Raw genomic sequence first — 20,358 nt, 5'->3', positions numbered from 1 at the left:
CTATAAAATTGAATAGTGCGGATTCTAGCTAAATATCTTTTTTCGGTCAATAGTTGAGCTGCGACGTATCCAAAGTATGCCTCTTTTACAACTGCCGGCTTTGGTTGATCCCGGTTCATTTTTGCTAATTTACTTTAAAATAAGACATACAAGCTCACACCAATGCTAGGCCTGTGTTTTTATCAATGGGGTATCTTGACTTTTTAAGAACTCAACGGCCTTTGCTTGATATTCTTTAATAAAAGATTCTGAGGTTAATTTTTCTACCGTTGATAAAGCAGACTTCGCATATCCAACAACTTTACTAAAAGAGCGAGGGTGCTCTTTTCGCATTTGTTGTGCTTCCTTAACACCAAGTTCAAAAAATGCTGTTATATCGATTTTATCACTTGAAGAAAAACCTCTGTTCTGGAAGTTGATCCCTTCAAGAGAGCCCTTTACACCCATAACATCATCCCAAAATGTTCCTCTGAGGCTTTCTGTATTACCGCTTGCTCTTTGTGTGTCCGACTCAAGTTTTCTCACCGCATCAACTATCCCTTTGAATTCATTGATCGACATATTACTAAAATCAAAGCCTTCAGGATTAAGCAGCGCACTATAGGGTGAGCTTTTTTGTGCTTCGCCAGTAAATGCAGCAATCGCTTCTGGTTCTGCCTCTACCTCTTTTTTAGCATCTGTCACTTGCTGCTGAGGAGCTATCGGCGCTTTGGGTTGATTTGTGGTAGTAAGACTTACCGCTTGATGAATATTAAAATTGATTGTCATAAAAGTTCCTTTTTTAGTTGTTCTGCATTCAAGTATTTCTGTATCGGCTGACTTACTTATTAGTTTAGGACTTATTTTGGGTACTTTACCTAAATCATTTTGCTAGACAGATATCGCCATATATACATTGTAGCCATGACGAAAAAAGCCTGTATTTCTGGCACGTTTATTAGCTACTCTGTAGGGATTAGTGGTTTTAAAAATGGCTTTGATGAAAATATTCGGCCCACTAGTTAGAACGAAGCGAAGTTGTTCATTGATTTAGCTAAATAAAAACCATAGCACGACGGCTAAAGTAACTCTATCTGACTTCAGGTTAGAGAAAAACGATAGAAACAGGCAGCGCAGCACATACTTTTGAGCTAATAGGTATTTACTAATTTATCTAAAAATAAATAGATCTTTTGGTTCATAGCATCATAGTCATGAGCAAGTAATACTTCTGGCTCCTCAACAAAGCGGTATTTTGCAGTTTCACTAAGATCATCATGCTCAATTAGCAAGGCTACAACCTCTTTAGTTAGCTCCATATGACATTGAAAACCAAATACTCGCTCATTATAAGCAACGATTTGCCTTGGGCAGCCCTCGCTATATGCGATGATCTTTGCATCAGGTGTCAGCCCCGGCATATCATTGTGCCAATGACCGACTTCTAACACTTTATCGAAGTGCTCAAACAAGGGGTGCACTAAACCTGCTGGTGTTAAAGTAATTGGAAATTTACCAATCTCACGCTCAGGACTATGTTCATAATGAGCACCTAATGCTTCACCAATCAACTGAGCCCCTAAACAAACGCCAAGTACAATTTTCCCAGCAGCAATCGCTTTTAAGATTAGGGCTTGCTCACCTTTTGCATCAAAATAAGGGCATTGTTCAATTGTTGTATTAGGACTTTGAGGGCCACCCATTACAATTAAAATATCAATATCTTTAATCGCATCTAACAGAGGGCTACCTTCATACACCTTAGAATAACTAATAGTATAACCCTGCATTCTAGCCCAAGTTTCGTATGCACCTGGCGCTTCAAAATACTCATGGATAATAAAGTGAATATGCATTTTTTTGCCTTTTAAATAACAGAGGCTCACGATGATATACTAAATCAGAGCTATGCGTTTTATACTAACAGACACAAAACATCGATAAACCGCCACCATGCAAGCTAACGAGCTAATCCAAAGTTATACTCATAAACAGCTAATAACAAAAACAATTCATATGCCTGCTGGTTACGTTGATGATTTTCACTCACACCCATGGCATCAAATAGTGTTCCCATTTAAAGGTTTACTACAATCAAGCATTGGTGGTAAAAGCATAATCGTGCCTCACAATGCAATGCTATACATACCCGCAAACACGTCTCATAAATCTGTAGCAGTCACGAATACTGAGTTTTTAGCCGTTTATCTTAATCCTGATGTATGGGTAGAGTATGCAAGTGAAGCTAAATCCTGCCTTGTAACTCCATTCATTAAACAGCTCATATTGCTCTTGTTTGAAAATGATATGAGCCAACAATCAGAATCCAATACTACTCATTTATTACTCGTGCTCAGAGATCAAACTGTCATGGCTAATAGTTATGACATCCCATTATTACTGCCAACCGATAAACGCCTGCTAGCAATTTTCAAACAACTCAAGCAACAACCTGATTTGTCATTCACGCTAAAAGAATGGGCTAAAAAAGTAGGGGCATCAGAACGCACTTTATCGAGAGTTTGCGCAAAAGAATTTAATCAATCTTTCTCATTGTGGCGGCAAAATATAAGACTCGTTTTATCTTTACAACTTTTGGATTCAAAGAGGTCGATTCAAGATATTGCATTAGAGTTAGGCTATACCTCTGATTCAGCTTACATTTACGCATTTAAGAAATTATTTAATCAGACCCCGAGTAAATATCGTCGCGATAGCTTAGCTCATAACTTAACGTTGAAAATTTAAAAAATCATTTAGAACTACTGGATGCATAATAGGACTTTTTATCGATAAAATATCGAAAAATTAAGTACCTGCTTGTATTACAGGTTTTTATTAAGCTGAGCTTCTAGCCGAATGCGTGTATCTTGTAAGTAATCTACATAAGGGTATGAGCCGTCTGCAATCGCTAAAGCAGATTCCACCTTTTCAAGAGCTTGGCGAGTATCACCTTGTATTTCATAGCCATAAGATAAAGCTGAAAGCGCATCGACTGATTTGGGGTGGTTTTTTATATTGTACTTAAACACCTCAATAGCACGGGTAAACTGCTTGCTGCCCGTTAAGTTATAACCGAGTGATCTAACAGCGCGATCTGGGGGCGATATCTGCTCACCCCATTGTTGAGATAAGTTTTGATAATAAGCATCAATAGACGCTACATCGTCAGTTAAAGCACTGATTGGCATTTGTTTAGGTAAAAATAAGTTGTGATAGGCATTAAATGCCCCAGCAACGGAAGTCAGGTTATGCGACACACCATCAAACGCATCACTAAAGAAGCGTAGCCCCTGCACTTTATGCGATTGTATAGCTTGCTGCAATTCATCGTACCTTTCGCGCATGATGCCGGCTTCTTCGCCAATATTGATGTAAACGTAACTGTTAAGCTCTTTCGTTTTAGCTATAAACGACTTTGTGCTTTTTACCGATGCGCCATAGTTCCACCAAACTGCAGGGCTATAAGCAATATGCGCTTGGAATAACTCAGATTTGGCCTGCAACGCATATAACGCAAATACACCACCCGCAGATGCGCCAGAAATCACTTTATAATTATGCGTACGATAATTCTTATTAACTAAAGGAATGAGCTCTTGTTCAAAGAACGCTAAAAACTTATCAGCACCGCCCCCTTCACCAACTGGGCCCTGTGGCTCCTTGTTCACGGTAGGATACATATCTCTAAGTCGATTAGTGTTTTCAATAGCGACAATAATAACCTCAGGCGCACGATTATCATTTTGTAAACGCTCAATAACAGCACTGGCAAGCGGTATATTACCCGCTCCATCTAAGCGATAAACAACAGGATATACCTTCTTTGGCTCAGCTTGGTAGCTCTTTGGTAACTGTACAACAACTGTGCGTTCTTCATTTAGAACAGCCGATTTAAATGTATGCGTGTGCACAGAGTAATCTGTACTTTGTTGTTTAGTGTTAGATTGTGCAAAGGTATTTTGTGAACTAAAAACAAAAAAGCTAAAAAAACACAGAGCGGTGATTAAGCGCATAACTAATCCCTTAGAGAATAATGAGTTATTTAAGCTAACAGAGTTTCAGGCACAAAAAAAGCGCATAAAGCGCTATTTATCGTCTTTAGTTTTATTTTCGAATATTTCGAATGTTGACATTGTTGCGAATATTTCGGATACTTACGTCATTGCACAATTTGTACTCGTCAATAGTAAGAGAGAAAAATGAACACAGCTACAAAATTACCCAGTGCTGAAGAAATAGCACTCGCTAAGCTTGGTAGCCAAGAGCTATCAGCTGTTATACAAGCCAATGGTGAGGCGCAAAGAATTAATGTGGTTGATAAGCTAGGTAAATCTCACGAAGTAACAATTCCTGCAAGCGCATTAAATATGATGATCGAAGTACTTACTCAATTAGGGCAAGGCAACTCCGTTAGCATTACCCCTATTCATGCAGAACTAACAACACAGGAAGGTGCTGATATGCTAAATATGTCACGCCCAACATTTATAAAACTACTTGATTCACAAGAAATCCCATTTACTCGCACGGGAAATCGTAGGAAAGTCGCTTTTGCCGATCTTATGCAATATAAACAGCGCTTAGAAGAGCAGCGTTTAGCATCACTTGCTGAATTATCAGCTTTAGACCAAGAAATGGATATGGGCTATTAATGTCATCCTATACAGTAATCTTAGATGCATGTGTTATGTACCCCGCTCCACTTCGTAGCTATTTGATGTATTTAGCCAATACAGGTTTATTCCGAGCTCGATGGACAGAGCAAATACATGATGAATGGACTCGTAACCTACTTAAGAACAACCCAAGTATTGAGCATAAAGCACTTGAAAGAATCAAAACGCTCATGAATGCTAACGTTCCTGATTGTTTAGTTGAAGGCTATGAGCCTTTAATTAACGGACTATGCTTACCCGACCAAGATGATAGACATGTAGTTGCAGCAGCCATTAAAGGCCAAGCAGAATCGATTATTACTTTTAATTTAAAAGATTTCCCAACACAAGAACTTGAGCCGCTCGGTTTAACAGCGATCCACCCTGATGAATTCTTATGTGATATGTTCGAATTAGATAGCAGCGCTTGCGTAAAAGCCGCTCAACAGCAACGAAGTTCATTGAAAAAGCCACCCATGACGCAAGAAGAGTTTTTAGCCTGTTTACAAAGACAAAAACTACCAAGCTTTGTATCAAAACTAAAACGCTTTAGTTTGATGCTTTAGTTATGGCTTTCATTAAAATAAGCAAAATTGCAGTGATTGAACTCCTATTTGATTAAAGGAAAAAAGAAAAACGCCATTTATTCACGATCATAAAATAGCCGCTAGTGAGACCCTCTGACGATAGTCTTTGCATATCATTGCTAAATTAGCTAATTTAGCTAATTTAGCTTAATGGTTAAAATCTAATCCTTATCAATGTCTAATAAAGCGATTTTCAAGCAAATAAAACAGGCTTTTGCTGAAGCACCTCGTAACCAGTACACGGCTGAGCTTCACCTACAAATGATTAAATTTGCTGATGAGTTAAAGCACATCACGGCGAAAGAATTTTGTGAGGAAATGGGGTTAAAGCAAAGTCAGGGCACAGAGTTCAGTAAAATGCGAAATTTGACCGCAAGACTTAAGGCCACAGGCTTGAATACAGAGCTAATTTAATTTCAAGGAAGGTTTATGAACAAGCAAATTCAAGTAGAAGTCCAGGTAGATCATTTAGATAAGGTATCCAAGGCCAACGCTCTAAATGCTATATCTGAATTAGTATGGAATGCAGTAGATGCAGATGCCAACAAAGTCGAAGTCTTAGTAGATGCTGATGATATAGGACTATCTGGTATACATATTAAAGACGATGGTCATGGAATTCACTATGATAAAGCGTCAACCTATTTTAAGGGCAACTAGACTCAAATTGACTAATTGTATAAATGCACTTTAGTCAGCCAAAAGAAGAAAACTTGCAAATACACGTTTTTAAAATCAAGGAACAATATGGTGGAACTATGAGCCAAGAAGAAGAAATTTGGAAAGAGCGTAGAATAGAGCAGTCACCCAGAGCCGACGACCATCGTGAAGCATACGACAGAGATGAAGCTAGGTTAATTCACTCATCGGCATTTAGGAGACTACAATCTAAAACTCAGGTACTAGGGTTAGGGGAAAGCGACTTCTATCGGACTCGGCTAACTCACTCTATGGAAGTGGCACAAATAGGAAGAGGGATCGTACAGTATCTGAGTAAGAAAAATGTAGAAAACGCCAATAAGCTACCACCAAAAGAATTAATCACTGCTATTTGTCTAGCACATGATATTGGGCATCCACCATTCGGACACGGCGGTGAGGTAGCTTTAAATTACTGTATGAGAGATTATGGTGGATTTGAAGGAAATGGACAGACTTTAAGAATTCTTGGGACTTTAGATAAATATCTTGAAGGATATGGCTTAAACCCAACACGCAGAATGCTACTTGGTGTATTGAAATATCCGGCAGCATATAGTTTTTTACTTAATGACATGGCTTATGATGCAAAGACTAAAGACACACCGAACTGGTTATTTAAAGCCGCGAAACAAAAACCGCCAAAATGCTATCATGATGATGATAAAGACATTGTAGAGTTCATCCTCGAACCTTTCTCACAGGAAGAGAAAGAAAAGTTTACTGCAAGCATGGAATACAAGCCAAAGAATGATGAGGATCGCCGTTCTCCAGAAACCGAGCATAAACTTACAAAATATAAATCATTAGACTGCTCAATCATGAATCTAGCAGATAACATCTCATACAGTTTGCATGACTTTGAAGATGCCTTGTCTCTGGAACTTATCCGTCAAAGTGATTGGAAGCGCTACTTTGAAGAAGAAGTAGGTGGCAGGCAAAGAAAAGAGTTATTTGCGAAAATTAGTACCATGCGACCAGATTGTGCGTATGACAAAATTACAAAAGATCTTTTTGAGTCAAGCTATACACGCAAAGACGCTATAGGTTCTCTAGTAAACCTAATGATTAGTAATACCCAAATAGTCGAAAATGACTCCCAATGCTTAGAGCCTCTCTTAAGATTGAATGTTGAGCTCATTTGCGATGTTGAGAACCTAATGAAAGCAATATTTGATTTGGTTAAGAAGCTTGTTATCAACAATGAAAATGTCCAACAGCTTGAGTTCAAGGGCCAAAAACTAATAATTGAGCTCTTCGAGGTATTGGCAACAGATCCTGAGAGGTTCCTACCCAACAAAACTAAAAAAATTTGGGAAAACGCAGCCAAATCAGTACTTGATGGGCTATCGAAAGAAGAACAAGAGAGACTATCAGTTAAAGACCTAGTAAAGCGTAAGCAAATGAGGGTAATTTGTGATTTCGTTTCTGGAATGACAGACGAATATGCAACAAAGTACTATGAAAAGCTTTTCACTCCTAGCAAAGGCTCTATCTTTGACCATCTATAGTTTTAGGCGGTCCAACTTTTGAAAATTGGACCCATTAAGAAAATAACCAGTATGATACTTTATTGTATGGGGTGAAACTTTATTGTTCACCCACAAAAAAAGCGCTTGCGCGCTTTTTCTTACTCAACTGTAACCGATTTTGCTAAGTTACGAGGTTGGTCAACGTCGGTGCCTTTAATGACCGCTACGTAGTACGAAAGTAACTGTAGTGGGATTGTATATACAACTGGCGCTATCACGTCATCAACATGATTTACGTTGATCACACGCATGGTTTCGTCTGACTCAAAGTGTGAGTCTTTATCAGCGAATACATAGATGATGCCGCCGCGAGCACGGACTTCTTCTACGTTTGATTTAAGCTTTTCAAGCAATTCGTTGTTTGGTGCTACAACAATAATTGGCATGTCTGCGTCAATCAATGCTAATGGACCATGTTTAAGCTCACCTGCTGCATAGGCTTCTGCGTGAATGTATGAAATCTCTTTAAGCTTAAGTGCGCCTTCCATTGCGATTGGGTATTGCGACCCGCGACCTAAAAACAGTGAGTGGTGTTTATCAGCAAACTCTTCTGCAAGGTCTGCAATGCCATCAGCCAATAGTAGCGTTTCTTCTAATTTAGCTGGAAGCAATTTAATAGCGTTAACAATCGTACTTTGATCTAAGCCTTTCTCTTGCGCAATAGACGCAGTAAGCATTAACAAACCAACAAGCTGTGTAGTAAATGCTTTAGTAGAGGCTACACCAATTTCAGCACCGGCTTTGGTCATAAAGGCAAGGTCTGATTCGCGTACTAGCGATGAGCCTGGTACGTTACAAATAGTCATTGACCCCATATAGCCTTGCTCTTTAGCTAAACGAAGCGCAGCTAAAGTATCAGCCGTTTCACCCGATTGAGAAATAGTTACTAGCAGGCTATTTTCGTGTACAAACGACTGACGGTAACGGAACTCAGAGGCAATTTCTACGTTACAGCTAACACCTGCAAATTGCTCAAGCCAGTAGCGGGCAACCATACCTGAGTGGTAAGACGTACCACAGGCAATAATTTGTACGTGTTTTACATCTTTAAATATTTGCTGAGCGCTTTCACCAAAGGCATCAATCGCTACGCGGTCGTCGTTTAAACGTCCTTCAAGGGTGTTACGTACAGCAAGCGGCTGCTCGTAAATCTCTTTAAGCATGTAGTGACGGTATTCACCTTTACCTGATGCATCTTGTGTGATGTTTGATTCAATGACTTCACGTTCAACGGCATTGCCGTCTACATCAAAAATTTCCACACTGTTACGGGTGATACGCGCTACATCACCTTCTTCAAGGTAGATAAAGGTACGAGTTACTGGTAATAATGCAAGTTGATCAGAAGCAATAAAGTTTTCACCAAGGCCTAAACCAATAACTAACGGGCTGCCTGAGCGCGCTACAATAATTTCGTTATCGTTGGCTTTATCAAATACAACAGTACCAAATGCACCTTCAAACTGTTTAACAGCTGCTTGAACTGAGGCTAATAAAGTGGTGTGCTGCTGGCGAAGTTGATGAATTAAATGCACCATTACTTCGGTATCTGTGTCTGATAAAAACTCGTAACCATCGCCTTTCAGCGCTTCACGTAAGCTGGCGTGGTTTTCAATAATACCATTGTGCACTAAGGCAATTTCGCTGTTTGAAATATGCGGGTGCGCGTTTGCTTTCGTCACGCCGCCGTGAGTTGCCCAGCGAGTGTGTGCAATACCGGTAGTACCTTTTACGCCAGCTTCATCAAGCGCGTTTTCAAGGTTTACTACTTTACCCACTGCTTTTACAGTATTAAGTGTATTACCATCTAAAAGTGCCACACCAGCTGAGTCGTAACCACGGTATTCAAGACGCTTAAGGCCTTCAACTAAAATTTTATTTACTGGGCGTTCTGCAACTGCCCCAACTATTCCACACATAATTTCTCCTTTTGCACATGCCAAAGCGTCAACTTTGGGTTTGTATGTGTTGTTTAATATTTAAATGAACATCACAGGTGTTGTCGGCCTGTAATAAACACGAATTTGTAAATTTATAGCTCAGCGCAGATCAACTGCACACCACACGCTTGTATTGCTTGGCGAGTATCGAGTGCTAAGTTGCTGTCGGTGATAAGCGTAGTCACTTGCTGCCAAGGTAATTCTAAATTAGGGATTTTTCGGCCGATTTTTTCTGACTCCACCAGCACTATAACTTCACGAGCAGCGCCTGCCATAACTTGACTTAGGCCTACTAGTTCATTAAAGGTAGTAGTACCACGCTCAACATCAATGCCATCTGCACCAATAAATAGCTGATCAAAATCATAAGAACGTAAAACACTCTCTGCAACCTGCCCCTGAAACGACTCAGAATGCGGGTCCCACGTACCACCGGTCATCAAAAGTGTTGGCTCGTTTTCCAGCGCCAATAAGCGATTAGCCACTTTAATTGCATTAGTCATCACCACTAAACCGCGCTTATTACCCAGTTCAGGGATCATTGCTGCTGTAGTACGACCACTGTCGATAATAATGCGGTTATGATCTTTGATTAGTGCTGCTGCGGCTTTTGCAATCGCCACTTTACGTTTTGAATCAATATCATCGCTTACAATTTCTTGCGGCAATGCTATCGCGCCACCATAGCGGCGCAGTAATAGTCCGCTTTTTTCAAGCGCTGTTAAGTCTTTACGAATGGTTACTTCAGAGGTTTGAAACTGCTCAGCTAAAATATCTACGGCTACTTCACCTAACTCATTAACTTGAGTAAGAATAAGGTGACGACGTTGCTGGGTGTTTCGTTTAGTCATTAAGCAAACCATTTAAGTTTCGTTTCGAAAGTTATGGGATTTTAAACGAAACTATAAAAATGGCAAGGTGTAGATCAAAAAAAGCGCAATATGCGCTTTTAATTGGTCAGGGAAATTTTATTGAGGATTTAGCAATTCTCCACTCAAAATACATTTAACAATGGCATGCTGTCGGTTTGTACTGTTTGTCTTTCTAATACAATTTGTTAAATGGAAATCAACGGTTCTTTGGCTAATGCTGAGTATTTGGCTGATCTCCCAAGAGGTCTTTCCAATAGAAGCCCAACGAATACATTCTTTTTCACGTCGCGTAATTTTTACAGCCTCAAGATTTGTTGAGCGTCGATAAGCTTCAAATATTTCAACTAAAAAAATTCGCCAATAATCCCCTAGCATTTTCACTTTACGAGGTTCAGCGCCTAAATTTGACAATTCCAACACTAGACAAGCAAATTTATTTTTATGTAAACCCGTAGGAATTATTAATACCGACTCAAAGCTGCCAATTAACTCACTAAGCTGAATTGCTCTTGTTTCATTTAAGCAATAATGAAGCAACCCCTTACGGGAATGAACATCATTCAAAAAAGAGTCATCAAGTTCACCGAAATAATGAGTATTAAACTTAAATAAATCAGAGAAATCAAAAATAATAAACCCTGCTTGAACATAGCTATAACAATTTTTTATATCTTCAAAAAAACCATTAAAGCTATGTATTGAGTTTATAAGCTCAATTCTAGAATGTAGTTCATTCATATTTATCATATGCAAAACTCGATTTAGACTCATCTTTACAGAGTATAGGAAATACGACACAAGAAGAACTTGGCGAGTCATTACCAATAATTTGAGTGTTAATACCTATGTACGAGTCAGCGGAATATATTACTGTTAAGAAAGTAAAAATAGCTGTATAGATAAATGATGCCTTATATATATTATTCATCGTGGTGTAGCCCCTAATTCATGTTGTAGTTATATTGTTCACATTAAATTTGAGCTACACGATAGATTTTATCAATAATAATGAGATAACTTTTCTATAACTTTACAAAAACAAAATATAACCTATTGAATGTTAATGGAAATAATTTCACTAGTTCTACCACCTAAACTTTCAACGATAATTAAACCATTCACCTTGTCCACATAAAACCTTGGTCTAATCACACTAAAGTCAAACGTTTTTGACTTTAGGCTAGAAGTATCCACATCATTTAAGTCTATTTCATAGAAGGTTGTATTTATCAAATTATGATTACTCCATAATACTTTACCGTTTATTACAGCCCAATTCGTGTTTGTCTCAGTGGACATGCTTACCGGCATTGGAGTCATCGTTTCTTCATTCGCATCAAACCGTGATAACCTCCCCGTATTATCACCTAATACATATCCCCCTTCAAATTGTCGAATAAAGCGGTAACCTTTAAAGATAAGGTTTTTAGTTTTTTCTTCAATAACATACTCAAATACTTGCCATTCACCATTACTTTTTCGCGTATATAGAATGGATTTTTCATTTAATGAAAGAGTAACATCGCCAATCAACTCATCAGCCTTAGAGAGGTATGTCAGGCTATTATCAAACGTATTAAGAATTGTTATGCGGTCTTGAAGCTTTAATAATACATATTGTCCAGACAGAGAGGCGCCGAGCAACTCTAGTGGGTTTTCAGTGCTCATTAGTGTTGCTTTTTTCGTAACCTTACTTTTTTCATAAAAAATTAAGGAGCTAACACCTCCCTCATTTATTACCGTCCAGATTTTGTTACCTAAAGGTTGATACGCAATAATGCTACTATCTTGCTCAGGTTGTTTTTTTTGAATCATTTCAACATTTTTAAAATCACTTAATGGCAGCTTTTTCTCTATCAGAGTATTGATAATATCATTATCTCTGATAGCTAATAGTGTATTTGGGGTTACTCGTTCTAATGCGATAAGGCCTTTGTTTTTATCGATAATAATATTTGAATCACCTGTTTTAACATTTATTTTAGCTAGCTTTTTATCATCTAATAAAATGATATGCTCATCATCAAGCCAATGAACATCATAGATAGTTGTATTTTGATCATGGTGAAAAAGAGTTCTGCCAGTCTTTAAATCGTGTACTCGAATAGAATTACGCTTACTACCCAAATAAATTCGCAGTACAACCAACTTACCAGAGTCTGGAGAAATATCCGCACGACTATCATGAAATCCTTTTTGAGGAACAGAAGTAATCTCTTCAAGCAAGCCTTTTTCAGAGTTGAATTTATAGATAAGTAATGCACTTTGCTGATCTTTTTGCCCAGAAAAATAAATTACGTCATTTTCATTTTTGTCGATAAACACATCTGTGATGAAATAAAAATCAGCTACTAACGTACCTACTCCATGCGCTTTATTTGTTAGATCTATCTGCTTTAATAAAGCAATATCACCTAAATTATCGGAAAAGTACAAGCGCTCCCCATCATTAGAGAAAACCAAACCTGTAGGCAGGGTTGTATTATCTACAAGCACCTCTATAGTCTCTGTTTTCTGGTCTTTTAAATAAATATGATAATTCTTTTCATGACTTAATTTACTAGTGAATGCAATGTATCGACCTTCACTGGAGGCTGCAAAGGCTTTTTTGTCTGAGACGACAGTATTTACCACCCTAGCAGTAACTGAAACTTCATCGACATTGTATTTAAATAAAAGATAAGCTAACGAAAGAAAAAGAATCGCTATTGCAATAAGGTAAAAATAGACCTTAGCTTTTTTAACATTCTTGTGCTCTGTTTTTTCTATACTTGTTTGTTTTTCTTCTATAGGGGAAGGAATTGTTGATACAGGACAAATTAATTTATATCCACGTTTAGAGAGCGATTGAAGATACTTAGGATCTTTATAATCATCATTCAAAATTATGCGAAGTTTACTTATAATTCGCCTTACTGCGGCATCAGAAACACAGCGGTCTTTCCATAAGTTATCATGCAATTCATCCATTGAAATATAACGCTCATGATGCTCAATAAAATACATCAATACGGCAAATACTTTTGGTTCAAGTACAACTAACTGCTCATTAATTTGAATAGACATCTCTTCAGTGTCCAAACAGTACTCACCAAATTTAATCAACATAGCATTTGCCACTTACAAACCTTAACAGTCCCTTAACGTTCATTATAATAACGTACTGCAATAGTAATTACCATAAAGTTTAATGCATTGATTTAAATGAAAGTTACATTTTGGTTACGTAGATATCATCGCTTAATTATTGCAAAAAAAAAACGACCTTATACGCTCAATTTTAACCCCAACATTATAAGGTACAAGCAATGCAGAACAGCATAAAAAATGAAGAACATGCCATAGCAGCCCACAGAACAAATGATGGATTAATAGAAATCACCAATCTTGAGTTACTTGATGCGTTTGTTGGAGGATTTATAAGCCCTGAAGAAGTTTATTGTCACGTGAGTGATAATGATGAGAAATCTACAACCACGACAAGCCAAGAAGGCATCAGTTAATGAATACTGAAACTTGCAAGCCGTATAAACCAAAACTGAAGCGTTTGGGTGAAAAAAGAGCTCTAATCTCTTTATCGAACCTCGAAGACTGGTGTGAAGAAATGTGCCTTGCGTTTGATAGGGATGTTCTTAATCAAAACTCAAGCTCCAACAAAACCCTACATTGGTTGTTTAATGCCTATCCTCTTATTTTAGCCTACCAAGGAAAAACACAAGAAAGTGAATTGTTTTTACACAGAGTAATAACTTATTGGTCAGATAAATTTTTACAGGATAAAAACAATCAAAATCTTATCAACTTAATAGATCCCACAATCAACTTATTACGTCTTTATAAACTGACAAATAAACACTCAGCATTCCTAAAGCTGATGGGTGAAGCCGCTATTCTAGATAATACAGGCAAAGCAAAACTAGGGCCTATAAGTGTAAACAAAGAAATACTAGGTGAGCAATGGAATACATTGTATGTAGCTACACTCGATGAAACTTTAAAACATTACCTCTTAAAATCAAAATATAATGAAGTTCTTAAACTTAAAGAAACGATACCGCAATATTACAGGGAAAAAAATTTATATATAGAAGCTGAAATTGTAGCCCTAATCAGCTTAGAAAGATTTGAAAACGCAATGCAACTTTGCTGGCGTCAAATAAATAAAAGTACGTGTATAAAAAGTGGCGTATATAGCTATCGTTTATATGAAGCTTTCAAATCTATGGGGCTAGCAGTTAAAGCTGAAACAGTAATGAAACACTTAATTTCAAATATGGAAAAGACCCCCTTAGATTCTTTGTCTAAACTAAATTTCTCTTCATGTATTATCGAGGAAAAAAAGCTATCTATTGAATCTCTATTAGTAAAAAAAACACTGAATCAATATGAAAATATAAAAGATGAATTTAATTACGGGATGACTCTTTGTAATTTGCAATCTAATCACCCAACTAATAAAAATAAAGAAAAAATACTTAAACTATATGAGAAAACGGATTATAAAATATTAAAAAATAGAATTGAAATTTTATTTAACATCAAAAACAAAAAAAAACCGACTTCGAACGTTTGGCTACCTAAAATATCAAACCATTTAAATGAGATTATTGTATAAACCTCGTAGTTATTACAGTTATCTATTTCTTTTTTTAAGCTCATACTAACTTCACCCCATTAAGGGGAAACAACAATTTAAAGGAGCATAAAATGAGCAATAAATTTGAAAATATAGAAAGTGAAGAAATCAAGCTAAATGAGTTAGGTGAAGTAGAGCTAAGTGAAGAACTTACAGATGCTGTTGCAGGCGGTTTCTCTCCAGAAGAAGAAGACGAAGAAGGTGATACAGGCTGTGGTAACACTATAAATGGCAGCTGTGCTGCTCAAAAAGAGCTGTAACTATCACGCAGACTACTTCTTCATAAAGGTAGTCTGCGCAAGCAAAACAATAGGGGGAAAAATGACAACTTCAATAGATCAGATTAAAGGTTTTTCTAAACAACAATTAGTAAACAGCCTCAGTAATGAAAAGTTTCAACTCATTATTTTTCCAACAGAGCAATGCAACTTTCGCTGTGTATATTGTTATGAGGATTTTAAAATAGGAAAAATGCCTCGTTGGTTAGTTGATGCAACTAAAGTTTTAATCAAAAACAAAATGCCTAAGTTAGAGTTTTTATCTTTAAGTTGGTTCGGCGGTGAGCCTTTATTAGCAAAAGAGATACTTTTTGAAATTGCTGAATATAGTCAGTCATTAGCTAAGGAAAACGGCTGTAAAGTCTATGGTGATTTAACAACTAACGGCTTTCTCCTTGATATAAAAACATTAACAAGACTTGTTGAGCTAAAGCAAAATAGCTTTCAAATATCCATAGACGGTGACAAGGAATCACACGACACAACTCGCTTAACTCGTAACGGGAAAGGTAGCTTTGACAAAATATGGGGACGCTTATTAGCTGCATCTGCAACAGATCTTGATTTTCATATAACCCTAAGGATTCATATTACCGACTTAAACCATGAAAGTGTTTTAAGCTTTTGTGAGCGTTATGATAAAGAACTTAAGGAAGATAGTCGATTCAGATTATTTTTTAAAGAAATTTCTAACTTAGGTGGTGACAATCAAGAAAAAATAAATGGCCTAATATCAAGAAAATCTGCAAAAGTATTAGCAAAAGAGCTCACAGAACGTTATTCAGGTAATAGCAAAAAAATAAATGAACTAGGTCATTACATCTGCTACGCAGGAAAGCCTAATTCATTAGGAATTAGAGCCAATGGTAATATCAATAAGTGTACCGTTGCTTTAGATGATGACAGAAACAATATTGGTAAAATTAATCCTGATGGCACACTAACATTGAACAATGAAAAATTTAGTACCTGGATAAAAGGCTTTACGACTCTTGATAGCTGGCAAATGGGTTGCCCGCTAAGCTATATGAATAACAATAGTGTTGTTGGTGATATTCCCATCAAGAAAGTAAGTTAATAATATGTCTATTGTTAATATGTTCCGCAAAGAAGCGCTTAGAAATCAATATAAATCGAGTGATATTGGCAAATCACTCATAAAGCAGCCTAAAATTATAAATAATTCTATTGCAGCTTTAATAGCAATTTTCGTATTTAGCTTTTTAGTTATTAATGTTCTAACTTTATCAACAAAAAGAAGTCTTGACGCCAAGGTCTCATCTGAACACTATACCCCGCTTATTTATAATGAAGTAGTGGTTATAAATAAGCACTTTGCGATAGATGGTGAGAGCGTTAAAAAAAATCAACAGCTACTTACTATCTCTAAGTTTGATAGTAATAGTAAGTTAGAAAAAGAGGTTATTCGCTCTCCTTCCGATGGTTTGTTTTTTCATTCTTTAATCGAAAAAAATATAATACAACCATTTGAACCTCTTGGTTACGTTTTAAGTACCACTTCAGAAAATGAGTTATCTTTTTGGATTTCTAGCAATAAAAATATGAGTATTAATGTAAAGGATAAAATTACCTTAATCGTCAATAATGATGAATTAAAAGGTATAGTCACTATGGTTATTGGTAGTAATAAAAATAATAAAGAACAAAAAATACATTTAAAATTAGAAACTAACAATTATTCAAAACTGTCACCTAACGCAGATATAAAAATACTACTCACTCAGCAATCAGAAAAAGCCCTTAACTTAATTAAATAGTGAAATTTAAATGCGTCTCACAGACTACATTGACTTTAAACCATCAAAACTACCTCTTTTCTTACAAAGTGAAGTAGCTGAATGTGGTATCACATGTATAGCTATGATTGCTTTTTATCATGGTTATAAAGTAAACATGCTTGCTATGCGACAACGTTACCCCGTTGGTACTCAAGGAATAACAGTTAAGCACATTTTAAAAATTGCAGATGATATTGGCCTATCTGGGCGAGTATTAAAATTAGAGCTTGGACAGCTATCTAAGCTAAGGGGACCTGCAATATTGCATTGGAACTTTAATCACTTTGTTACGCTTGCTTCAGTAAATAGAACTGGCATTGTTATCCATGATCCCGCAAAAGGAAAAGTTAAACTAGATTGGCAACAAGTCTCTGAAGCATTTACCGGTATTGCAATCGAGTTAACTCCAACACCTGCATTTACTGTAGCCGATGAACGAGTGAAGATGCCGCTCAGAGCATTCATTGGCAATATTGAAGGACTCGCATCCTCATTATTTAAGATATTCGTTGTCGCCTTGATTCTGCAATGCTTCCTCTTAATATCCCCCTACTATATTAGAATTGTGATAGATCATGGAATTCCACTCTCCGATAGTGGAATGTTAATATGGTTGCTAATCGCATTTATTGCCGTCACCTTACTAACAACTTTTAGCAATATTATTCGCTCTGCTGCAATTTTATACTTAGACAAAAATTTGGGCTTTCAAGTAAAAGCGAACATCCAGCGACACCTATTACATTTACCCCTTTCGTTTTTTGAATCTCGCCATGTTGGCGATATTAAATCTAGGTTTGAAGCATTTAATGAAGTCCAAAGAATGATAAGTCGTGGTTTTATTTCTGCCATTGTCGAAGGCTTGCTAGGCATAACAACTTTAATCATTATGTATACTTACTCACCAGCTCTTGCTTTAGTATCTTTATCATTCCTCTTATTCACATTATTGCTTAGGTTATATTTAACCAACAAAGAAAATAAGCATTTAGAGCAAGTTTTATCTAAACAAGCAAAAGAAAACAGTCATTTTTTAGAAACTATCAGAGCAATTATGCCCATAAAATGCTATGTAAAAGAAAGTACCCGACTTTCTTCATGGCTCAATTTATTTGCAGATACTACAAATGAAAATATTAAACGTGAAAAAGTCACGATTACTGCAGAAATTAGCCAAGATTTAGTAAGTAAAATAGAGTATCTAATTGTTATATTTATTGGCGCGACATTAATAATCAATAAAGAATTTACTATAGGGATGTTTATTGCTTTCCTAGCTTATAGACAACAATTTTCGAGCAGCACACAAACTCTGGTAGATCATATATTTAAGTTCAAGTTAGCCTCAACTTATTTACGGAGAATGTCTGATATAGTGATGCAAAACCAAGAGCAAGAAAATACCTCACTGACAATAACCAAAGAACAAGCAAAAGGCCACATTGAAGTACGCGACCTGCATTTTCGATATTCAACATCCTCTCCTTGGTTATTTAAAGGAATAAACTTTAAAATTGATGCCGGAGAATCGGTGGCTATCATAGGTCGCTCTGGGTTGGGTAAATCATCGCTCCTAAAATTAATGACTGGATTAATCAAAGCAGAGCGAGGTGATTACTTGTTAGATGGACACTCGATAAAAATGCTTGGCATGAGAAACTTTCGCTCAATGTGTGCAACGGTAATGCAGAATGATCAATTACTAAATGGTTCCTTAATTGAAAATATCTGCTTCTTTGAGCCAAAACCTGATCTAGATAAAATCACAGAAGCCATTAAAGGTGCTGCTATATGGCATGAGATTCAAAGCATGCCTATGGGTTTACACACTCAAGTTGGTGATTTAGGTAGCTCATTGTCAGGTGGTCAAAAACAAAGATTGCTTTTGGCAAGAGCGCTTTACAGTCAACCAATCATTTTATTTTTAGACGAAGCAACAAGCCACCTTGATGCTGCTACTGAATTGCAAGTAAATAAATATTTAAAATCAAAAAAAATAACTAGGGTCAGTGTTGCTCATAGGCAAGAGACAATACAAGCAGCAGATAGAATAATTGATCTCGAAGAATTAATTAAGAACCAAACGTTAGCCCAAGCTGTGTGATTAAATACCATGGTAAGAATAACAAAAGGAATAACTATGAAACTTACATCCAAACTAATCTATCAAGGGTTGATAGGTTTATCTGTCGTTATGCTTATCTCTGGCTGGCAATTAGGCTTTGCAGATAATGCCGAAGTTATATCAAAAGACTCTGTCACCATTGCGAAGGTTGAGCGCGGTGATTTTTCAATTAAGGTTGATGGCTATGGTTCATTGCAATCAATCAATAAACGACTTCTCACAGCCACAAGTAATGCGGTGGTTGACGAAATAAAACTAAAAGCGGGTGCTGTGGTTAACCATGACACAGTGATCCTCACTTTAAATAACCCCGAGCTAGAAAGTAAGCTCCGCTTGGCGTTAGCAAAGCTTAAAAATGCCAAAACCCAAAAACGGCAAACCGTATTACTGCAACAGCGTGAGTTGTTAAATAACGAGTCAACCGTGTCAGAGCTAAAAGCACAATCTGAAATAGCCATGCTGCAAGTTGAAGCAGAACGTACACTGGCTAAATCAGGTATTGTATCGGGGATCAGCGCGAAGAAAAATGAGCTCGAAGCCAAACAGCTATCAAAGCGTATTAACCTTGAAGAATCTAAGCTTGATAAATTAGCACAGATGCAAAAAGAGTCGCTTTCAATTCAAGATGACTTAATAGCCCAAGCGCAAGACGAGTTTGATGTCGCCAAATTAATGGTAGAGCAACTTTCAGTTAAAGCGGGAATGAATGGTGTTATTCAACGCTTGCCTTTAAGTTTAGGGCAAAGTGTCAGTGCAGGCTCTGAACTGGCACTAATAGGGAGCCTCTCCCCTCTAGTTGGTGAAATAAAAGTACCGCAAATTCAAGCTCATTTAATTCAAATAGGTATGACAGCCCAAATTAGCACGTTGAATGACCAGGTGCGCGGCCAAGTAGTGCGTGTAGATCCTGTGATCAGCGACGGTGCTGTACAAATTGATATTGAGCTCGAGGTTTCTGAATCAGACACCATGAAACCCATGCAACAAGTAGATGCGACTATTTTTGCCGATGTACAAAAAGAGGTGAATTATATAAAACAACCAACAGGTGCAAGCGAAGGCAGTCATGGCTCATTATTTAAACTCACAATGGATAACAAAGCCGTTAAAGTTGAAGTGCAATATGGCAAAGCATCTGGCCAGCTCATCCAAGTGTTGTCAGGACTTGAGCCTGGTGAACAAGTCATTATTTCTACATTAGATATCCCCGCTGAAACAACAACAATAAAAATTGCTGGTTAAGGAAGAATAAT

Annotated in this window: 20 protein-coding genes; 13 read left to right on the top strand and 7 right to left on the bottom strand. The window is 37.1% G+C overall.

The features are described 5' to 3' along the window. Positions 1-165: 165 nt before the first annotated feature. Both H5201_RS14070 and H5201_RS14065 read right to left on the bottom strand, forming a co-directional pair. Positions 166-768 carry a hypothetical protein gene (locus tag H5201_RS14070; RefSeq protein ID WP_182784920.1) on the bottom strand — a complete coding sequence of 201 codons (603 nt, stop codon included), beginning with the start codon at positions 766-768 and terminating at the stop codon, positions 166-168. Between the two features lie 362 nt (positions 769-1,130). Continuing rightward, on the bottom strand, positions 1,131-1,835 hold the full coding sequence (locus tag H5201_RS14065) for a type 1 glutamine amidotransferase (RefSeq protein WP_064435637.1): 705 nt from the start codon (positions 1,833-1,835) through the stop codon (positions 1,131-1,133). Between the two features lie 97 nt (positions 1,836-1,932). Here H5201_RS14065 and H5201_RS14060 point away from each other — a divergent pair, with 97 nt between their 5' ends. Further along, the gene (locus H5201_RS14060) at positions 1,933-2,727 is read left to right on the top strand and encodes an AraC family transcriptional regulator (protein WP_182718825.1); all 795 of its coding nucleotides are present in this window, start codon (positions 1,933-1,935) and stop codon (positions 2,725-2,727) included. A 77-nt stretch (positions 2,728-2,804) separates the two neighbouring features. Here H5201_RS14060 and H5201_RS14055 read toward each other — a convergent pair whose 3' ends face one another. After that, entirely contained in the window at positions 2,805-3,995 is a 1,191-nt protein-coding gene (locus H5201_RS14055) for an alpha/beta hydrolase-fold protein (RefSeq protein WP_182784918.1), read from the bottom strand. A gap of 186 nt (positions 3,996-4,181) precedes the next feature. Here H5201_RS14055 and H5201_RS14050 point away from each other — a divergent pair, with 186 nt between their 5' ends. The 5 genes from H5201_RS14050 to H5201_RS14030 all read left to right on the top strand — a co-directional run bounded on the left by H5201_RS14050 (position 4,182) and on the right by H5201_RS14030 (position 7,434). Continuing rightward, positions 4,182-4,634: an excisionase family DNA-binding protein gene (locus H5201_RS14050; protein ID WP_182784916.1), complete on the top strand. Its 453-nt coding sequence runs from the start codon at positions 4,182-4,184 to the stop codon at positions 4,632-4,634. After that, positions 4,634-5,203, top strand: coding sequence for a PIN domain-containing protein (locus tag H5201_RS14045; protein ID WP_182784914.1), 570 nt, complete (start codon positions 4,634-4,636; stop codon positions 5,201-5,203). The genes H5201_RS14050 and H5201_RS14045 overlap by 1 nt, the downstream gene beginning before the upstream one ends. 195 nt (positions 5,204-5,398) lie before the next feature. Further along, positions 5,399-5,638 (top strand): transcription factor, encoded by a 240-nt coding sequence (locus H5201_RS14040; protein ID WP_182784912.1) that lies wholly within the window; start codon positions 5,399-5,401, stop codon positions 5,636-5,638. 15 nt (positions 5,639-5,653) lie between these two features. Next, positions 5,654-5,884 carry an ATP-binding protein gene (locus H5201_RS14035; RefSeq protein ID WP_182784910.1) on the top strand — a complete coding sequence of 77 codons (231 nt, stop codon included), beginning with the start codon at positions 5,654-5,656 and terminating at the stop codon, positions 5,882-5,884. 98 nt (positions 5,885-5,982) lie between these two features. Next, complete coding sequence (locus tag H5201_RS14030; RefSeq protein WP_182784908.1) at positions 5,983-7,434, top strand: anti-phage deoxyguanosine triphosphatase; 1,452 nt, start codon at positions 5,983-5,985, stop codon at positions 7,432-7,434. A gap of 119 nt (positions 7,435-7,553) precedes the next feature. Here H5201_RS14030 and glmS read toward each other — a convergent pair whose 3' ends face one another. The 4 genes from glmS to H5201_RS14010 form a co-directional block, all read right to left on the bottom strand. Next, on the bottom strand, positions 7,554-9,374 hold the full coding sequence (gene glmS / locus H5201_RS14025; RefSeq protein ID WP_182734993.1) for a glutamine--fructose-6-phosphate transaminase (isomerizing): 1,821 nt from the start codon (positions 9,372-9,374) through the stop codon (positions 7,554-7,556). A 113-nt stretch (positions 9,375-9,487) separates the two neighbouring features. Further along, positions 9,488-10,246 (bottom strand): DeoR/GlpR family DNA-binding transcription regulator, encoded by a 759-nt coding sequence (locus H5201_RS14020; protein ID WP_145240141.1) that lies wholly within the window; start codon positions 10,244-10,246, stop codon positions 9,488-9,490. A 117-nt stretch (positions 10,247-10,363) separates the two neighbouring features. Continuing rightward, complete coding sequence (locus H5201_RS14015; protein ID WP_259398520.1) at positions 10,364-11,005, bottom strand: helix-turn-helix transcriptional regulator; 642 nt, start codon at positions 11,003-11,005, stop codon at positions 10,364-10,366. Between the two features lie 312 nt (positions 11,006-11,317). After that, positions 11,318-13,387 carry a winged helix-turn-helix domain-containing protein gene (locus H5201_RS14010; protein WP_182718817.1) on the bottom strand — a complete coding sequence of 690 codons (2,070 nt, stop codon included), beginning with the start codon at positions 13,385-13,387 and terminating at the stop codon, positions 11,318-11,320. A gap of 188 nt (positions 13,388-13,575) precedes the next feature. On the opposite strand from H5201_RS14010, the gene H5201_RS14005 reads away from it, so the two are divergent. The 7 genes from H5201_RS14005 (at position 13,576) to H5201_RS13975 (ending at position 20,347) form a co-directional block, all read left to right on the top strand. Further along, complete coding sequence (locus tag H5201_RS14005) at positions 13,576-13,770, top strand: hypothetical protein (RefSeq protein WP_182718816.1); 195 nt, start codon at positions 13,576-13,578, stop codon at positions 13,768-13,770. Beyond that, positions 13,770-14,882: a hypothetical protein gene (locus H5201_RS14000; RefSeq protein WP_182718815.1), complete on the top strand. Its 1,113-nt coding sequence runs from the start codon at positions 13,770-13,772 to the stop codon at positions 14,880-14,882. The genes H5201_RS14005 and H5201_RS14000 overlap by 1 nt, the downstream gene beginning before the upstream one ends. Before the next feature lie 92 nt (positions 14,883-14,974). Beyond that, positions 14,975-15,163, top strand: a complete 189-nt coding sequence (locus H5201_RS13995) for a hypothetical protein (RefSeq protein ID WP_182718814.1) — start codon at positions 14,975-14,977, stop codon at positions 15,161-15,163. A 61-nt stretch (positions 15,164-15,224) separates the two neighbouring features. Further along, positions 15,225-16,259, top strand: a complete 1,035-nt coding sequence (locus tag H5201_RS13990) for a radical SAM protein (protein ID WP_182718813.1) — start codon at positions 15,225-15,227, stop codon at positions 16,257-16,259. A gap of 4 nt (positions 16,260-16,263) precedes the next feature. After that, positions 16,264-16,959, top strand: a complete 696-nt coding sequence (locus H5201_RS13985; RefSeq protein WP_182740163.1) for a hypothetical protein — start codon at positions 16,264-16,266, stop codon at positions 16,957-16,959. A 10-nt stretch (positions 16,960-16,969) separates the two neighbouring features. After that, positions 16,970-19,084, top strand: coding sequence for a peptidase domain-containing ABC transporter (locus H5201_RS13980; RefSeq protein ID WP_149982300.1), 2,115 nt, complete (start codon positions 16,970-16,972; stop codon positions 19,082-19,084). A 36-nt stretch (positions 19,085-19,120) separates the two neighbouring features. Further along, complete coding sequence (locus tag H5201_RS13975; protein ID WP_182784906.1) at positions 19,121-20,347, top strand: efflux RND transporter periplasmic adaptor subunit; 1,227 nt, start codon at positions 19,121-19,123, stop codon at positions 20,345-20,347. Positions 20,348-20,358 lie beyond the last annotated feature (11 nt).

The organism is Pseudoalteromonas sp. SG43-6 (assembly GCF_014164365.1).
Lineage (GTDB): Bacteria > Pseudomonadota > Gammaproteobacteria > Enterobacterales > Alteromonadaceae > Pseudoalteromonas > Pseudoalteromonas rhizosphaerae.
Note: the sequence above shows the minus strand (reverse complement) of the source record. Positions and strands in the feature narration are given on the sequence as shown.

What these genes read in the sequence shown, in the direction of transcription:
- H5201_RS14070 (WP_182784920.1), bottom strand. Translation starts at nt 768, where the DNA reads ATGACAATCAATTTTAATATTCATCAAGCGGTAAGTCTTACTACCACA.
- H5201_RS14065 (WP_064435637.1), bottom strand. Translation starts at nt 1,835, where the DNA reads ATGCATATTCACTTTATTATCCATGAGTATTTTGAAGCGCCAGGTGCA.
- H5201_RS14060 (WP_182718825.1), top strand. Translation starts at nt 1,933, where the DNA reads ATGCAAGCTAACGAGCTAATCCAAAGTTATACTCATAAACAGCTAATA.
- H5201_RS14055 (WP_182784918.1), bottom strand. Translation starts at nt 3,995, where the DNA reads ATGCGCTTAATCACCGCTCTGTGTTTTTTTAGCTTTTTTGTTTTTAGT.
- H5201_RS14050 (WP_182784916.1), top strand. Translation starts at nt 4,182, where the DNA reads ATGAACACAGCTACAAAATTACCCAGTGCTGAAGAAATAGCACTCGCT.
- H5201_RS14045 (WP_182784914.1), top strand. Translation starts at nt 4,634, where the DNA reads ATGTCATCCTATACAGTAATCTTAGATGCATGTGTTATGTACCCCGCT.
- H5201_RS14040 (WP_182784912.1), top strand. Translation starts at nt 5,399, where the DNA reads ATGTCTAATAAAGCGATTTTCAAGCAAATAAAACAGGCTTTTGCTGAA.
- H5201_RS14035 (WP_182784910.1), top strand. Translation starts at nt 5,654, where the DNA reads ATGAACAAGCAAATTCAAGTAGAAGTCCAGGTAGATCATTTAGATAAG.
- H5201_RS14030 (WP_182784908.1), top strand. Translation starts at nt 5,983, where the DNA reads ATGAGCCAAGAAGAAGAAATTTGGAAAGAGCGTAGAATAGAGCAGTCA.
- glmS (WP_182734993.1), bottom strand. Translation starts at nt 9,374, where the DNA reads ATGTGTGGAATAGTTGGGGCAGTTGCAGAACGCCCAGTAAATAAAATT.
- H5201_RS14020 (WP_145240141.1), bottom strand. Translation starts at nt 10,246, where the DNA reads ATGACTAAACGAAACACCCAGCAACGTCGTCACCTTATTCTTACTCAA.
- H5201_RS14015 (WP_259398520.1), bottom strand. Translation starts at nt 11,005, where the DNA reads ATGAATGAACTACATTCTAGAATTGAGCTTATAAACTCAATACATAGC.
- H5201_RS14005 (WP_182718816.1), top strand. Translation starts at nt 13,576, where the DNA reads ATGCAGAACAGCATAAAAAATGAAGAACATGCCATAGCAGCCCACAGA.
- H5201_RS14000 (WP_182718815.1), top strand. Translation starts at nt 13,770, where the DNA reads ATGAATACTGAAACTTGCAAGCCGTATAAACCAAAACTGAAGCGTTTG.
- H5201_RS13995 (WP_182718814.1), top strand. Translation starts at nt 14,975, where the DNA reads ATGAGCAATAAATTTGAAAATATAGAAAGTGAAGAAATCAAGCTAAAT.
- H5201_RS13990 (WP_182718813.1), top strand. Translation starts at nt 15,225, where the DNA reads ATGACAACTTCAATAGATCAGATTAAAGGTTTTTCTAAACAACAATTA.
- H5201_RS13985 (WP_182740163.1), top strand. Translation starts at nt 16,264, where the DNA reads ATGTCTATTGTTAATATGTTCCGCAAAGAAGCGCTTAGAAATCAATAT.
- H5201_RS13980 (WP_149982300.1), top strand. Translation starts at nt 16,970, where the DNA reads ATGCGTCTCACAGACTACATTGACTTTAAACCATCAAAACTACCTCTT.
- H5201_RS13975 (WP_182784906.1), top strand. Translation starts at nt 19,121, where the DNA reads ATGAAACTTACATCCAAACTAATCTATCAAGGGTTGATAGGTTTATCT.